This is a genomic window from Achromobacter sp. MUI-25009338, assembly GCF_057359325.1.
The window spans coordinates 3,606,168-3,621,260 of the sequence record NZ_CM170627.1 but is presented as its reverse complement, the minus strand read 5'-3'; the positions used below and the strand labels follow the sequence as shown (position 1 = coordinate 3,621,260).

Sequence of the window (15,093 nt, the reverse complement as noted above, 5' to 3'; positions counted from 1 at the left end):
CTTCTCCTATTCAGTTTGCGGCGCGGCCGGCCGGACCCAGGGCGCCCACAGCAGCGAGAAGGCCACGCCCAGCGCCACCGCCAGCCCGAAGTTGGCCAGCGCCGGGGTGCGGCTGAAGGCCAGCAGCCCGAAGGACAGCAGGGTGGTGGACGCGCTCAGCGCGATGCCGACGAGGCTGGCGGGCGCGCCCGCGATGCGCTCGTACATGAAGATCGCGTAATCCACCCCGATGGCCGACACCAGCAGCAGCCCGAACAGGCTGAACAGCGTGAGCGGCTGGCCCAGGTAGCCCAGCGCGGCCAGGCTGCATGCCGTGGCGGCGACCGGCACGGTCAGGATACGCCAGGCGGCCGCGCGCCCCAGCGTCAGCAGCAGCAGGGCGGTGGCCACGGCGTAGGACAGCAGCTTGAGTTCGGCGGCCTCGATGCGGGTGTCGGCGAACATGCGGTTCAGTTCGCCGCTGCGGTCCACCAGCGTCGCGCCCGGCACGGTTTCGGCGATGCCGGCGAGCGCGGCGGCGTCGCGCAGGCCCAGCAGGGTCACCATGCCCGCGACCTGCCCATCGCGCTCGCCCAGCCACAGGCCGCGCCAGCGTTCGGCCTGCTGGCCTTGCAGCGCCGCGGCGATGGTGACGGGCGGCAGGGCGGCGAGCGACCGCAGTTCCTCCTGCAAGGCTTCATAGGGAATGCCCAGGGCCGTAAGCGGGGCCCAGCGTTCGGGCTGCGCGGCCGCCGCGGCCAGGCTGCGGCCCAGCGCCTGCTGTTCGGCCACGGGCGCGACCAGCTGGCTCAAGGCGTTGTAGGCGGCGAGGTCGCCGCGTTCGACCAGGGCGTCCAGCGCCCGCGCCACGCGCGCCTGCCGGCGCAGCAGCTCGTCGGCGTCGGGCGCGCGCAGCAGGAAGAACTGGCTGGTCGGCACGAAGCCGGTGATCTCGCCGATCTGGCGCGCCTGCTGCAGCAGCGGCGCGGGCAGGCTCAGCCACTGCCGCAGGTCGTCCTGGACGCCGAGCCGGGCGATGCCGCCGGCGGCGCCCGCGGCCAGCGCGAGCGCGCCTATCCAGAACGCGCCGCGGCGGGCGTGCAGGCGTTCACGCGCATCCAGCGCCGCCGTCGACAGGCGCAGCAGCGGCTGCCAGGGACGCGGACGCCAGCCCTCCATCCAGGCCGGCAGCTGGCACACCGTGCAGGCGTAGGCGCCCAGCAGGCCGGCCGCCGAAAACACCGCCGTCTGCGTGAGCGCCGGAAACGGCGTGAACGCCAGCGCCACATATCCCACCAGGGTGGCGGCCAGGCTGATGGTCAGCCCCGGCAGCACGCGCCGCAGCGCGGGCCAGCTGCGCCAGTCGGCCATGCCGTAGCTCTTGCCCAGCCAGTGCAGCGGAAAATCCACCGCCACCCCGATCAGGCTGGCGCCGATGACCAGGGTGAGCAGATGAATGGAGCCGAACACCGCCACGCAGGCCACCGCGCCGGTCACCAGGCCCACGGCCACCGGCGCGAAGGCCAGCAGGGCGCGCGCGCGGCGCAGCGCCAGCAGCAGCACCGCGACGATGCCCAGCGTGGCGCCGGCGCCGATCCAGCTGCTTTCGGCCACGGCCTGCGCGCGGCCGGCGGCCGCGTACAGCGGGCCGCCGGCCACCAGCAGTTCGGCGCCTTCGGCGTCCAGCACCGTGCGGTCCTGCTCCAGCTGCGCCGCGATGCGCTGGGGCGTGGCCGAGTCGAAGGCGTCGTCGCGGGTTTCGGCGCGCACCAGGATCCAGCGCTTGCCCGCATGCTCGGCCTGCAGGGTGCCGCTGCGTATGTCGTACTGCACCGCGCCGCCCGGATGCAGGGCTTCCTCGGCGCGGCGGGTCAGGCCGAGCCAGTCCTGGTCCGCCGGCACCAGCCCCGAGGATGAAAACGGATCCGACAGTTCGCGCGCGCGGCGCGCGGCGTAGGCGGCGGGATCGGTCTGCAGCTGGCGCCGGTCGGCCGCCGGCGGCATGGCCAGCCGGCCGGCCAGAAGCTGCCGGCGCAGCGCCGCCAGGTCCACGTCCAGCTCCACCTGCACGCGCGAAAACAGGCCACTGTCGGTCCAGCGCTGCGCCAGCCGGCGCGCGGGCGCGGCGGGGTCGGCGCCGGCCGACACCAGCGCGATCAGCTGGCGCGACAGCGGCTCCTGGATGCGGGCCTCGGCAAGCTGGCGCGTGGCGTCGCTGCCGGCGCGCGGCACCAGCTCCATCAGGTCGGCCGACACCGGCCAGCCGTTGCGGCACAGCCAGGCGCCCAGGCAGAGGACCAGCAGCAGCCCCAGCTTGAACAGCCGGGGCAGCCAGCGTTCAATCGGCAAACGCACGTTGCTCCTCGGCGGTGAGGGCCTGGGCGGCGGCCGCGTCCTGCATCTGCAGCACAGTGCGGTCGCCCTGCGTCTCGCGCAGTTCGATGCGCTGGACCAGCGCCGCGCCGTCGATCCGGATGCCGTCGAAGATCTGGCGCAGCAGCGCCGACCTGGGCGTGAGCACGAGCCGCCAGGCCTGGGCCGTGCCGCTGAGCGCAAGATCGAAGTTCTCGCGCAGGCCGCTGGTGTCGCCCGCCAGCACGGACAGGAACAGCTGGTTTTCGTGGCTGGCGCCTGCGCGCTGCGGCAGGGCCTGCCATTTGCCGTCGTCGCCGCGGCGCGAGATGCCGCGCGCGTCGATGCGCAGGTCCTGGGCCACGGGGGTGCGCAGCAGCCACAGCAGCCCCTTGCCGGCGGCCAGCGTGAAGTCGCCGCGGCTGGTGAGCGGCTGCGGCAGCGAGCGCAGGAATTTCTGCTGCACGAAGTGGCCGCGCACCACGGGCGCGGCGCGCAGCTGCGCCTGCAGGTCGGCCAGTTCGAAGGCCTGCGCGCTCCAGGACGGCAGGGCCAGCGCCATCAGCGCGGCGCGCAGCAGCACGCGCCGCTTCATGCCGGCGCTTCCATGGCTTGCAGGCGGCGCCGCACGGCCTCGGTCAGCGCGGCCGGCGAGGCCAGCTGCATTTCGCCGGTCTCGATGCGGACCGCGACCTGCTCGGTGCTGGCCCGGGTCAGGCGCTGGCCGGTCTGCGCGTCCAGGATCAGGTAATGGATCTTCAAGCGATGCTCCCATTCCACCAGTTCGGCCCGCACGACCAGGCGCTGGCCGAACTGCGCCGGCTGCGCATAGCGCAGGTGCAGGTCGATCACGGGCCAGGCATAGCCGCTGGCCCGCATGGCGCAGTAGTTATAGCCCAGCGCGTCGAGCAGCTCGCAGCGCGCCTGTTCCAGGTACTTCACATAGTGGCCGTGCCAGACCACGTGGATCGAGTCGACGTCGAAGAATGGCACCCGGATTTCGACTTCAGCGCTGATCACGCCTCTTTTACGCATCGTCTTTCCAGAAAGGGTAGAAGTTGAACCATTGCAGCGGCGCCTGGCGGCAGTGCGCGGCCAGGCGGTCGGCGTAGCCCTGGGCCAGTTCCGCGATGCGCGCCTGGCGCGTGGCCCGCGTCCATTGCACGCGCTCGCGCAGGCGCTCCAGGCTCACGCGGTAGCGCGCGCCGTGGCGCGTGCAGAACAGCAGGTTGACCGGGCAGCCCAGCAGGCCGGCCAGCAGCCAGGGGCCCTGGGGCAGCAGGGCGGTGTCGCCCAGGAACTGCACCGGCGTGGTCCGGTCGCCCCGCAGCGGCACCCGGTCGCCGGCGATGGCCAGCCACTCGCCGCGCTCCAGCCGTTCGGCCAGGTCCAGCATGACGCCGGCGTCCAGCTCGCTGACCTGGATCATGCGCAGGCCGCCGCCGGCCTCGCCGAGCAGGCGGTTGAAGCGCGCCGCGTGCTTGTCGTGGACCAGCACGTTGAGCTTGAGCGTGCCCGCCTGTTGCGCCAGCGCGCGGCAGATTTCGATATTGCCCAGGTGCGAGCCGACCAGGATCTGGCCGCGGCCCCGGCCCATCTGCGCGTGCAGGCGGTCGGGATCGGCGATGTCCAGGCTGGCCGGCGTGATGCGGCCGCGCCAGGCGTCGAACTTGTCCAGGATGGCGTGCGCGAAGGCGAGGTACTGGCGGTAGACCGGCAGCGTGCGCGGCAGCGGCGCAGCCAGGCCGCCCGCCTGCGTCAGCCTGCGCTGGTAGGCGGCGATGGCGCGGCGCGCGCGGGCGCCGGAGACGTAGAAATACAGCACCACCAGCCAGACCACCGGCGCGATGGCGCGCCGGCCCAGCCTGCGCGCGGCCCAGACCGTCAGGCGCATGAGCGCCAGGCTGCCGCGTTCGGGCTGCTCGGCCCAGTGTCCGTCGGCCGCGCTCATGTCCGCGCTCCTCGCGCCAGCCGGCGCCACAGCAGCGCCGGCGCGCGCACCAGCATGCCGAAGAACAGGCGCGCGTGCATGCGGCTGATCAGCGCGTTGTCGCGCACGCCCTTGAAATGCGAGACGCCGTCTCGCGGGTAGGCCACGCGCGTCGGCAGCCAGATCATGGGTGCGCCGCGCCAGTGCAGCCGGACCAGCACCGCGATGTCGAAATCCATGCGCTGGCCGACCCGCGCGCCGTCGATCACCGGCAGCGCCAGCGACAGGGGATAGACGCGGAATCCGCACATGGCGTCGGGAATGTCGGCCGACAGCGTATTGATCCAGACCCAGACGCGGGTCAGCCAGCGGCCGTACAGGCGGCTGCGCGGCACGTCGTCGCCATATACCGGCCGGCCGCAGACCAGGGCTTGCGGATGCTCGCGCGAGGCGCGCGCGAACGCAGCGGCGTCCGCCAGGGCATGCTGCCCGTCGGCGTCGACCTGCAGCGCATGGGTGTAGCCCAGCGCCGCCGCCGCCCGCAGCCCGTCCTGCACCGCCGCGCCCTTGCCGCCGTTGGCCGGGCGCCGCAGCAGATGCGTGCCGGGCCGCGCGGCCAGCGCGTCCAGCACCGCGGCGCAGCCGGGCTCGGAGCCGTCGTCCACCAGCACGCAGGGCAGGCCTTGCGCGGCCAGTTGCGCCTGCACGGCGCCGACGGTGGCGCCGTGGTTGTACACGGGGATGAGCGCGCACAGGCGATAGCCGCTCATGGCGCGCCGTCCTCCAGGATGCGGCCCGACGAGCAGGGCTGGCCGTCCACCGTATAGGCGAAATGCAGCTTGCGTTTGGCGGCGTCCCATTTCAGCGTCAGCGTCGCCGGGTCGCCGGGCCGGAGCAGGCGCTGGAACTTCAGGACCTCCATGCCGCCAAAGCGCAGGCCGGGCCGCAGGTCGCGCCGAGCCAGCGACATGGCCCAGCCGATCTGCGCCACGCCCGGCACCACCGGCACGGCCGGGAAGTGGCCGCTGAAATGGATCAGGTCGCAGGGGATCTCCATGGCGTAGCGGCGTTCGCCGTCGGCCCCGGCGGGCAGCGCCACGGCCTGCGGCGCCAGCGGGCGCGGACCGGCCGCGGCCTCGAAATCCTGCGGCAGCAGCTTGCCCTGCGCGTTGCAGGGCAGTTGCGTCATCAGGCGCCAGGCGCGCGGGATGGCCAGCGATTCGAAGCCGGCGGCCAGGTGCCCGCGCAGCTCGGCCAGGAGCGCCTTGCGCCCGCCGTTGCGCAGGGCGTGCAGGCCCCGGGCTGACAGCGCGACCAGCGCGACCAGCCGCGGCGCGCCGGCCAGCGTGCCCAGGCGCGCCTGCGCGACATAGCGGTGCTGCGCCAGCGCCTGCTCCAGCATGGGCAGCGAGATGCGCTTTTCTTCGATCTTGACGATGCGGTCCAGGCGGCCGAGCAGCCGGAATCCGCGTCCGCTCAGTTCGACGGCGTCGGCGGTCTGTTCCTCGGCCGCGCCGACCCAGGGCGACTGCACGCGCAGCGCGCCCTCGGCGTTGCGGCTCACGGCCACGCCGGGCAGCGGCCGCCAGTCCTGCGCGCCTTCGCGCCAGGCCACGGCGCCGGTTTCGGTGCTGCCGTAGATCTCGATGGGCCGCAGCCCGAGGTTGCGCGCGATGTGGTCGGACGCGTCGGCCGGCAGTTCGCCGCCGGCGGAATCGATGCGCAGCAGCCGCCCGCGCAACGCCGCCCAGTCCAGCCGCTGGCCCAGGCGGCGCAGCAGCGCCGGGCTGGCGATCCAGGCGAACTCGGGGTGGCGCAGGCTGGCGCGCTGCAGGTCTTCGGGATAGATGCGCTGGAACCTGTCCAGCAGCCGGCCCGCGCACAGCGGCCACAGCACCCGGAAGGGCAGGCCGTACATATGCTGGGCCGATACGCTGCCCAGCACGGGCGCGCGCATGCCGGGCCATTGCCGTTCCAGCGCGTCGACCTCGTCCATCAGTTGCCGCCAGGTCTTGGCGATGTGCTTGGACTGGCCGCTGGAGCCGGAGGTGCACAGCACCAGGCCCAGCGCGGGATCGAGTTCGGCGGGCGCCAGCGGCGCGCCCCGCAGGTCCGCCAGCCGCCATTGCCGCGGCGCCGGCAGCGGCACGGGCGCGTCGACGAGCCAGCCGTCCACGGTGCAATCCAGCGCCGCGCAGGTATGCGGCTGGACGTCGCCCGGCAGCACGGCCGTCGCGCCGGCCCGCCAGCAGGCCAGCAGCGCGACCGCCAGCATGGCCGCGTCTTCGAACCACAGCGCCACGCGGCGCAGCCGCAGCGCCTGCAGCGCGCCGGCCGCCGACAGGCAGGCCTGCGCGAAATCGGCGCGCGTGAGCAGCGGCTCGTCGGCGACCGCCAGCGCGGGCGCGCCCGGCTGCAGGAGTTGCGTCAGCGGCGTCCAGGACATGGCTCAGGCCGCTTTGGCCGCGGCCGGACGCAGCAGCCACTCGCCGGCCAGCAGCAGCCCCATCAGCCCGTAGCTGATGGCGCCGTTATAGGCCAGCCACCAGTCCCACGGCGCCCAGGCGGCCAGGGCCGCGGCGGTGGCGCCGTTCAGGACGAAGAAGGCGCACCACACCAGCGTGACCTTGCGCGTGTAGCGCACGCCGGCCGGCGGCAGGTCGGGATGGCGCAGGCGCGCCAGGCGTTCGATCACCGGCGGGCCGAATTTCAGGCTGGCGCCGAAGACCGCCAGCATCATGGCGTTGACCATGACCGGATACCAGCGCAGGCCGGCTTGCGAATCCGTGGCGGCCAGGACCAGGCAGAACACGACCGCGACGGCCGGCAGCGCGCGCGAGCCGGGCTGCGCCGCGCCCGCGGTCAGGCCGCGCGCCAGCCACAGCAGCGCCAGCGGCAGCGCGATCCAGGCCGTGCTCACGCGTCCCAGCGCCGCATAGACGGCGAAGGGATACGCGATGCCGGCCACGGTCAGCGCGGCTGCCACGCCCCGTCTCATGCGGCCGGGTCCTGCTTCTGCCACATGGCTTCGACCACGTCCTCGATGGTGCGCACCGCACGGAAGTCGTTGGCGTCGAGCTTGCGGCCGGTCTGGCGGCGCACCTGGTCGATCAGATCGATGGCGTCGATGCTGTCGATTTCCAGGTCGGTGTACAGGTTCGCCGCGGGCGTGATGCGTTCCGGTTCGATCTCGAACAGTTCGATCAGCACGCTGCGCAGCGTATCGAAGATTTCTTCGCGGGTTTGCATCGTGGACTCCGTCTGCATTAGTCGTGGCGCTGGGCGTTCACGAAGGCTGCCAGCGTGGCGATGCTGGTGAAATGTTCGCGCATGTTCCGGGTTTCGGGATCGATGGTGATGCCGTAGCGCTTCTGCAGGGCCAGGCCCAGCTCCAGCGCGTCCACGGAGTCCAGCCCCAGGCCGTCGCCGAACAGCTGGGCGTCGCTGTCGATATCCTCGGGCGTGATGTCCTCCAGCCCCAGGGATTCGATGACGAAGGTTTTCAGTTCAAGTTCCAGTTGATTCATCCAGCTTGGACTCCGGGTTCGCCGCGATGGGCGATGGTTGGTTCGGCGCAGCGCGGGCGGGCGCGGCGCGCGCCAGCTCGGCTTCGAAATAGGCATGCAGGTAATCGTTCATCCGGCGTCCGGCGATGGGCAGCGGATGCGCGGCCAGCCAGGCGGCGGGATCGACGTCCTCGCCGACGTGGATGACATAGCGCATCCGGCTGGGCGGAATCCGGTACCAGGGCTCGCCCTTGGTCAGGCTGCGCGGATTCATGCTGATCACCACGGGCGTCACCACGCGCGCGCCGCGCAGCGCGATGGCGCAGGCGCCGCGATGAAAGCGCGGCGACGAATCGCGCGGCGTGCGGGTGCCTTCGGGAAAGACGATCAGCGTCTCGCCGTTGCGCAGCACCTCGGCGGCGCGGTCGAACATGTCGAAGCTCTCGTCGTTGGTGATGTAGCCGCAGCCGGCGATCGGCCCGCGCGTGAACGGGTTGGACGCCAGGCCGTGCTTGACGATGCAGTTGGCGTTGTCGACGTGGCCGACCAGGAACACCACGTCCAGCAGCGAGGGATGATTGGCCAGGATCATCTGCCCCGGCTGCCCCAGGCGCTCGGCGCCGCGGAAATCGATGGTCAGGATGCCGGTGCGCACCATGAAGCGGATGAAGATGCGGAACGTCCAGCTCAGGGTCCGGCGCGCCCGGCGCTGGCGCTCGCACAGCCCGCCCGGCAGCAGGCGCTGCGCCGGGAATACCAGCACGCGCAGCAGCACGCCGCCCACGCCGAACAGCGTGAACGCCATGCCCGTGGCGACGAGCCGCCAGAGCCACCAGTCCTGCCGCGGCGCCGAGGTCGTCATGCCGCCCGCGTCCAGGTCCACTGGCGCGCGCGGTTCGCGTGCCGCCAGGCAGCGCCGCCCAGGCACAGTTGGCGCAGCAGGTTCAGGGGATTGGGCCACAGCTGCGGCGGCGTACAGGCCGGCTCGGCCGGGCGCGGCGCCATGGCCAGCGTCCAGTCGGCGCCGGGGCGCAGGTGCAGGGCGACGGCGTAGGAATACGGCACGTCCTGCACCCAGGGCGAATAGGGCGCCGGCGGCGATTCTTCGGCCAGCACCACCAGCACGTCGTCGTGGCCCTGGCCGAACAGCATGGCGGCTTCGACGATGGCGTGCTCCAGGCCGTCGTCCTCCACCGACAGGGCCACCGATTCGGCGGTTTCGCGGCGTATGATCGACCACTGGGCGGCGATGGCGTTGTGCACCGACAGGCCGAACGCCGTGGGCGAGAGCGGTTCGCCGGCGGCCAGCGCCTGCAGCAGCCCGAAGTTGCGGCTGGTCTCGCCGTGGCGCGAGGCGTAGACCAGCGGCATGCCGGGTCGGGCCTGGGCCATCGGCCACGCGCAGTCGAACACCCCGCGGGCCAGTGCGCTCAGGCGGCGGCGCTGCAGGGCGGGCAAGAAGTCCAGCCGGGCCGCATCCTGATTTCCGACGGGGCAGAACGGGTGTCGCGCCCAATCCAGCCAGCCTTCGGGGCTATCGATGCCAGGCGCCCAACCTCGCCATTGCGCGATCGAAAACGTCAACATAGCGCGCGATTCTACTACGGTGCTTTTGGCTGATTTTGATGAAAAAAGTTACCTGGGGCGCATCTTGTTGCGCGCTCTTCCGACCCTTTTAATGCAGGTTACCTTTTAACTTGGATACCCCTGAAATCCTGCTCTGGTGGGCCGACGGCCACGCGGCGCAAGCCTATTCGGAGGACCGGCTCTCGGCCGGCGACGCGGCGCGCGCGCGCACCGTGCGCGGGCCCCGGGCGCAGGCCGACTGGCGCGCCAGCCGCGCCCTGCTGCAGGACGTGCGCACGGCGCTGGCCGAAGGCGCAACGACCTCGCTCAGCCATAGCGCCGGCCATGCGCTGTGTGCCTCGGGGCCGGCGGGGCTGCCGCTGGGCGCCGACCTGGAGCGGATACGTCCCCGCGACGTGCCGCGCCTGGCGCGATGGGTCTGCGCGCCGCAGGAACAGGCCGCGCTGGCGCGGCTGGACGGCGCGGCGCGGCTGGAACGCTTCTACCTGCTATGGACGCTCAAGGAAGCCTTCGTGAAGGCGGCGCGGCTGGATTTTCCGGCGGACATGGCCGCGGTCGGCCTGGCGGGCGATCCGGACGCGGACTGGGCCGGATGGCGGCTGCGGGCGCCGCCGGGAGCGTGGCGGGCGGCGGCTTACCGTCTGGGCGGGGAGTGGGTGGCGTCGGCGGTCTGGCGCGCCGCGGCCGGGACGCCGGTGCACCCCGCGTGGCGCGCTGCAACCAATTGTGTGTTGCCGCCGGTTGCGATTTTGGGCGAGTGGGAGGTGTCGGCGGGCTGAAGCGGATGCGGGTTTACCATTAGATTGTTAAAGATGTATTATGAATATATGTTTAACGGCGAACCCGATCGCACCACAAGGAGCAGTAGATGTTGAGTCCCGAAATCCGCGCCCTGGTCAAGAGCACCGCCCCCGTCCTGAAGACGCATGGCGTTGCGCTGACCCGGCATTTTTATGCCCGCATGTTCCAGCACAACCCTGAGCTCAAGCAGGTCTTCAACCAGGGCCACCAGGAAGGCGGTCAACAGCAGCAGGCGCTGGCCGGCGCGGTCGCGGCGTATGCCGAACACATCGACGATCCTTCGGTGCTGATGCCGGTGGTGACGCGCATCGTGCACAAGCACGTGAGCCTGGGCATCCGCCCCGAGCACTACCCCATCGTGGGCAAGCACCTGCTGGCCTCGATCCGCGAAGTGCTGGGCGAGGCGGCCACCGACGAACTGGTGGACGCCTGGGCCGCCGCCTACGGCCAGCTGGCCGATCTGCTGATCGCCGAAGAGGCGCGGCTGTACGGCGAATCGGCCGCCAAGCCCGGCGGCTGGACCGGCTGGCGCGGGTTCCGCGTGGTCGGCAAGCAGCGCGAAAGCGCCGAGATCACCTCGTTCTACCTGGCGCCTGCCGACGGCGGCAAGGTGCCCCCGTACCAGCCCGGCCAATACGTTTCGGTGCGCCTGTACGTGCCCGAACTGGGCCTGATGCAGCCGCGCCAGTACAGCCTGTCCGACGCGCCCGGCCAGGACCGCCTGCGCATCTCGGTCAAGCGCGAAACCGGCAGCGCGCAGGCGCCGGCCGGCCGCGTCTCCAACGCCCTGCACGACCGCCTGCAGGAGGGCGACGTGCTGGACGTGGCGCCGCCGCAGGGCGATTTCCATCTGCGTCCCGAAGGCAACGCGCCCGTGGTGCTGCTGAGCGGCGGCGTGGGCCTGACGCCCATGGTGTCCATCCTGAACCACCTGGTGGGCCTGAACGACGACCGCCAGATCCGCTTCGTGCACGGCTGCCGCAACGGCTCGGTGCACGCCATGAAAGAGCACGTCAACAGCATCGCCGCCGAGCGCCCCAACGTGCGCAAGGCCGTGTTCTACGAGGAAGTCGGCAACGGCGACCAGCGCGGCCGCGACTACGACCACGCCGGCCGCGTGGACCTGCTCGCCATCCAGGACGACGCCATCGTGCCGGGCGCCGACTACTATCTGTGCGGCCCCGCCGGCTTCATGCGCGCGCAGCGCCAGGCCCTGACCAGCCTGGGCGTGCCCGAAGACCGCATCCATGCCGAGGCCTTCGGTAGCGGCGGCGCGCCGGCCTGAGCGGTGTATCCTGGCGGCCTGTCTCCCCGGCCGCCGGGGACCTTCCCGACCTTGCCATGCAACTGACCCGATTCACCGACTTCGGCCTGCGCGTGCTGATGTACCTGACGCAATGCCGCGACCGGCCTACCGCCGTCACCATCCCGGAGATCGCCGACCGCTTCAGCCTGTCGCGCAATCACCTGGTCAAGGTGGCGCACTTCATGGCGCAGCGCGGATGGATCGACACCTCGCGCGGCAAGGGCGGCGGCCTGCGCCTGGCGCGCCCGGCCGCCGAGTACCGGCTGGGCGACCTGATCCGCGAGCTGGAGCAGCAGGGCCCGCTGATCGACTGCCGCGAGCCGCCTTGCGCGCTGGACGGCGTCTGCCATCTTTCCGGCGTGCTGGCGCGCACCCTGCAGGCCTTCTACGACGCGCTCAACGGCTACACGCTGGCCGACCTGGTGCGCGATCCGACCGCCGCCGCCATCATCCGCCTGCACCGCGCCGCCTGAGGCGCGCATTCCCTTTTGCGCATTCCCTTTTGTTATGGACCCTGCGGCATTTGGCATTTGCCGCAGGCGCCGCGCGCGCCCGAGAATAGGCGATTCCCAGTCATTTGGATTCAGGCATGCGCGTTTGCGTCATCGGTGCCGGCGTCGTGGGCGTCACGTCGGCGTATTTTCTGGCGCGCCAGGGCCACGACGTGGTTCTGGTCGACAGCCAGCCCCGTCCGGCGGAAGTGTCCAGCTACGCCAACGGCGGACAGCTCAGCTACAGCTACGTGGCGCCGCTGGCCGGCCCCGGCGTGCTGCCCAGCGTGCCGGGCTGGCTGCTGCGGGCCGATTCGCCGCTGCGGTTCAGGCCGCGGCTGGACCCGCACCAGTGGCGCTGGTGCCTGCAATTCGCGCTGGCGTGCCGCGCCTCGGTGGCGCGCGAATCGACCGCCCAGCTCTCCGGCCTGTCCTATCTCAGCCGCGACGTGATGCATGCCCTGCTGGAGCAGGAGAACCTGGATTTTGGCCACCTGAAGAACGGCAAGCTGATCGCCTACCGCAGCCCCGAGCTGCTGGAGAAAGCGCGCGCGCTGGTCGCCTACCAGGCCGCGCACGGGGCCGAGCAGCAGGTGCTGGACGCCGCCCAGACCCTGGCGCTGGAACCCGCGCTGGCCGGCATGGGCGGCAGCCTGGCCGGCGCCATTTACACGCCGAGCGAAGAGGCGGGCGATTGCCGCCAGTTCACCGAGGCGCTGTTCGAGCGCCTGCAGTCGCTGGGCAACGTGGAATGCGTCATGTCCAATCCGGTTTCCGGACTGCAGCGCGAAGGCCGCCGCATCGTGGCGGTGAATACGCGCCAGGGCGACATCGGCGCCGACGCCATCGTGCTGGCCACCGGCATCGGCACGCGCGCGCTGCTCGGTCCGCTGGGCCATGACGTCCCGTTGTATCCGCTCAAGGGCTACAGCCTGAGCGTGCCGCTGGCCGACGGCGATGATTCCGTGGCCCCGCGCATCAGCGTGACCGACTACGAACGGCGCATCGTCTACGCCCGCGTGGGCGGCATGCTGCGGATCGCGGCCATGGTGGACATCGGCAGCGCCGACGCCGACATCGACCCGGCGCGCATCGCGCTGCTCAAGCGCCAGGTGCGCGAGGCCTTCCCGGCGCTGGACCTGCGCCAGGCGGTGCCGTGGGCGGGCCTGCGCCCGGCCACGCCCACCGGCAAGCCCCTGATCGGGCGCAGCCCTGCGGCCGACAATCTGTGGCTCAACGTCGGCCAGGGCGCGTTGGGCTTCACGCTGGCCTGCGGCAGCGCGGCGCTGCTGACCGCCCAGATGGCGGACGTGGCCTTGCCCCTGGACCCCGCGCCGTTTCGCCCCTGAACCGGCCCATGTCCATTTCCAGATAGTCCCTGCCATTTCGTCGGCAGACGGACTGTCCCGCGCTCCCTAGGATAGGCATCCGCGCGCCGCTTCGCGGCCGCGTCCATCCTAATCCTGTGAGCGCAATCATCATGTCCTATCTGTACCCGTTGTTCGCCATCCTGTTCTGGGCGGGCAACGTCATCGTCTCCAAGATGGCGGCCAGCGCCATCTCGCCCACGGCCATCACCTTCTACCGGCTGGTGCTGGCGCTGTTCCTCATGGGCCTGTTCACCGCGCGCCCGGCCTGGCGCAACCGCAAGCTCATCCTGCGCCACTGGCCCAAGCTGGCCCTGTACGGCGCGCTGTCCTCGGCGCTGTTCCAGGCGCTGTCGTACCGCGCCGCCGAAACCACCACGGCCACCAACATGGCCATTCTGACCGCGCTGATCCCCTTGCTCAGCATGCTGCTCAGCGTGCTGATCCTGCGCGACCCCCTGACCCTGGGCATGGCCGCGGGCGGGGCGCTTTCGTTCATCGGCCTGCTGTACCTGGTGGGGCAGGGCGACATGCTGAGCGTGTTCCAGCAAGGCATCCACGCGGGCGACGGCCTGATGCTGCTGGCGGCCCTGTCGTACGCGCTGTACGGCGTGCTGCTGCGCCACTGGAAGGTGCCGCTGCCGGCCTGGCAGTCGACCTTCGTGCAGTCGATCTTCGCGCTGCTCTACATGCTGCCGCTGTACCTGCGCGTGCCGGCGGCGCAGGCCGCGCTGGACGCGGACACCATTCCGCTGATTCTTTACGCGGGCATTTTCTCGTCGGTGCTGCTGTCGTTCCTGTGGATCGAGGGCGTGCAGCGGCTGGGCCCCAACCGTTGCAGCATCTTCATCAACCTGCTGCCGCTGTTCACCGCGCTGGCCGCCTTCGCGCTGCTGCGCGAGCAGCTGCATGGTTACCACCTGCTGGGCGGCGCGGTGACATTGGCCGGCGTGCTGCTGGCGCAGACCGTGCAGCGGCCGCTGTTCGGCCGCGCCCGCGGGCTGGCGCTGGACTAGTCCGCGCCTGCGCCCGCGGGTTCGTCCCACACATTGCGCGCGCGCGGCGTCTCGATCCGGTAGTCGGAATATTTGCGGACGAAGAATTCCGCGCCCAGCGCGGCCGCGGCGTCCAGCGGCCGGCGCGGGTCGGCGGCGATCTCGCCGCGCAGATTGCCCGCGCCGTGCACATAGCCGATGAAATCCGAGTGCGTGTAGCGCGCGTATTCCTGGACCTGGTGCACGATGCCCAGCGCGGCGCCGGGATAGGTCTCCTCGGAAGCCACGGCCAGGCCCAGGCGCTTGCCGGCCATGCGGGCCTTGACCCGCTCGGGCTCGGGGCCGGCCCCGGCGTAGTGCGCGAACGAACGGTCGAAGAAGGCCTTGGCCTGGGCCGACATGCCGTACCACCAGATGGGGGTGCACAGCAGCATGCCGTCGGCCGGCAGGAAATGCTCCAGGAACAGTTCCGCGTAGCGGTCCGTGGGCGCAGGCGCGCGCCGCAGGTCGGGCAGAAAGCCGTGGATGTAATCGTCCAGGAACAGCAGGCTGGCGCGCACGCCCGCGGTTTCGGCGCCGCGCAGCGCGGCCGCGCCCAGCGCCGCGCTGTTGCCGTCGCGCCGCGGGCTGCCCACCAGGATGAGCAGGCTTTTTTCGGCTTGATGTGAATTCATGTGAGGTTTCCCGTTCTTGCAGGCGATATGCCATGCGTCAGGCAGAATTTAGGTTCATCGCCGGGCGGCGACAAATGAGCATTCCTGAACTAAGATGAATCAAAT

General features: G+C 71.4%; 17 protein-coding genes. 5 read left to right on the top strand and 12 right to left on the bottom strand.

Going from position 1 to position 15,093, the window contains the following annotated elements:
• Positions 1 to 6: 6 nt before the first annotated feature.
• From AC1IQ6_RS17185 to AC1IQ6_RS17135, 11 genes are read right to left on the bottom strand one after another with little or no spacing between them, the layout of a single operon-like run.
• Entirely contained in the window at positions 7 to 2,334 is a 2,328-nt protein-coding gene (locus tag AC1IQ6_RS17185) for an MMPL family transporter (RefSeq protein ID WP_485865013.1), read from the bottom strand.
• Positions 2,318 to 2,926 (bottom strand): outer membrane lipoprotein carrier protein LolA, encoded by a 609-nt coding sequence (locus AC1IQ6_RS17180; RefSeq protein ID WP_485865012.1) that lies wholly within the window; start codon positions 2,924 to 2,926, stop codon positions 2,318 to 2,320. Before AC1IQ6_RS17180 ends, AC1IQ6_RS17185 begins: the two co-directional genes overlap by 17 nt.
• A complete protein-coding gene (locus tag AC1IQ6_RS17175) occupies positions 2,923 to 3,366 on the bottom strand; it encodes an acyl-CoA thioesterase (protein ID WP_102771580.1) in 444 nt (147 codons plus the stop codon). The genes AC1IQ6_RS17180 and AC1IQ6_RS17175 overlap by 4 nt, the downstream gene beginning before the upstream one ends.
• Positions 3,359 to 4,282, bottom strand: coding sequence for a lysophospholipid acyltransferase family protein (locus AC1IQ6_RS17170; protein WP_485865011.1), 924 nt, complete (start codon positions 4,280 to 4,282; stop codon positions 3,359 to 3,361). The genes AC1IQ6_RS17175 and AC1IQ6_RS17170 overlap by 8 nt, the downstream gene beginning before the upstream one ends.
• Positions 4,279 to 5,031 (bottom strand): glycosyltransferase family 2 protein, encoded by a 753-nt coding sequence (locus tag AC1IQ6_RS17165; RefSeq protein ID WP_102771578.1) that lies wholly within the window; start codon positions 5,029 to 5,031, stop codon positions 4,279 to 4,281. The genes AC1IQ6_RS17170 and AC1IQ6_RS17165 overlap by 4 nt, the downstream gene beginning before the upstream one ends.
• Entirely contained in the window at positions 5,028 to 6,707 is a 1,680-nt protein-coding gene (locus AC1IQ6_RS17160) for an ApeI family dehydratase (RefSeq protein WP_485865010.1), read from the bottom strand. The genes AC1IQ6_RS17165 and AC1IQ6_RS17160 overlap by 4 nt, the downstream gene beginning before the upstream one ends.
• 3 nt (positions 6,708 to 6,710) lie before the next feature.
• Positions 6,711 to 7,247, bottom strand: coding sequence for a COG4648 family protein (locus AC1IQ6_RS17155; protein ID WP_308810265.1), 537 nt, complete (start codon positions 7,245 to 7,247; stop codon positions 6,711 to 6,713).
• Positions 7,248 to 7,255: 8 nt separating this feature from the next.
• Positions 7,256 to 7,510, bottom strand: a complete 255-nt coding sequence (locus AC1IQ6_RS17150; protein ID WP_102771575.1) for an acyl carrier protein — start codon at positions 7,508 to 7,510, stop codon at positions 7,256 to 7,258.
• Positions 7,511 to 7,527: 17 nt separating this feature from the next.
• Positions 7,528 to 7,788, bottom strand: a complete 261-nt coding sequence (locus AC1IQ6_RS17145; protein ID WP_102771574.1) for a phosphopantetheine-binding protein — start codon at positions 7,786 to 7,788, stop codon at positions 7,528 to 7,530.
• Positions 7,769 to 8,650, bottom strand: coding sequence for a lysophospholipid acyltransferase family protein (locus AC1IQ6_RS17140; protein WP_485865009.1), 882 nt, complete (start codon positions 8,648 to 8,650; stop codon positions 7,769 to 7,771). Before AC1IQ6_RS17140 ends, AC1IQ6_RS17145 begins: the two co-directional genes overlap by 20 nt.
• Positions 8,626 to 9,354, bottom strand: a complete 729-nt coding sequence (locus tag AC1IQ6_RS17135) for a beta-ketoacyl synthase chain length factor (RefSeq protein ID WP_111825455.1) — start codon at positions 9,352 to 9,354, stop codon at positions 8,626 to 8,628. The genes AC1IQ6_RS17140 and AC1IQ6_RS17135 overlap by 25 nt, the downstream gene beginning before the upstream one ends.
• A gap of 110 nt (positions 9,355 to 9,464) precedes the next feature.
• On the opposite strand from AC1IQ6_RS17135, the gene AC1IQ6_RS17130 reads away from it, so the two are divergent.
• The 5 genes from AC1IQ6_RS17130 to AC1IQ6_RS17110 all read left to right on the top strand — a co-directional run bounded on the left by AC1IQ6_RS17130 (position 9,465) and on the right by AC1IQ6_RS17110 (position 14,335).
• Entirely contained in the window at positions 9,465 to 10,133 is a 669-nt protein-coding gene (locus AC1IQ6_RS17130) for a 4'-phosphopantetheinyl transferase family protein (protein WP_485865008.1), read from the top strand.
• Positions 10,134 to 10,222: 89 nt separating this feature from the next.
• Positions 10,223 to 11,440 carry an NO-inducible flavohemoprotein gene (hmpA, locus tag AC1IQ6_RS17125; RefSeq protein WP_102771571.1) on the top strand — a complete coding sequence of 406 codons (1,218 nt, stop codon included), beginning with the start codon at positions 10,223 to 10,225 and terminating at the stop codon, positions 11,438 to 11,440.
• A 56-nt stretch (positions 11,441 to 11,496) separates the two neighbouring features.
• Complete coding sequence (locus tag AC1IQ6_RS17120; protein WP_102771570.1) at positions 11,497 to 11,934, top strand: Rrf2 family transcriptional regulator; 438 nt, start codon at positions 11,497 to 11,499, stop codon at positions 11,932 to 11,934.
• Between the two features lie 116 nt (positions 11,935 to 12,050).
• Positions 12,051 to 13,301 (top strand): D-amino acid dehydrogenase, encoded by a 1,251-nt coding sequence (locus AC1IQ6_RS17115; protein WP_485865007.1) that lies wholly within the window; start codon positions 12,051 to 12,053, stop codon positions 13,299 to 13,301.
• Positions 13,302 to 13,432: 131 nt separating this feature from the next.
• A complete protein-coding gene (locus AC1IQ6_RS17110; RefSeq protein WP_102771568.1) occupies positions 13,433 to 14,335 on the top strand; it encodes a DMT family transporter in 903 nt (300 codons plus the stop codon).
• On the opposite strand, the gene AC1IQ6_RS17105 is transcribed toward AC1IQ6_RS17110, so the two are convergent.
• A complete protein-coding gene (locus AC1IQ6_RS17105) occupies positions 14,332 to 14,988 on the bottom strand; it encodes a flavodoxin family protein (RefSeq protein WP_209164842.1) in 657 nt (218 codons plus the stop codon). The two genes, AC1IQ6_RS17110 and AC1IQ6_RS17105, sit on opposite strands and share 4 nt — an antisense overlap.
• Between the last annotated feature and the right edge of the window lie 105 nt (positions 14,989 to 15,093).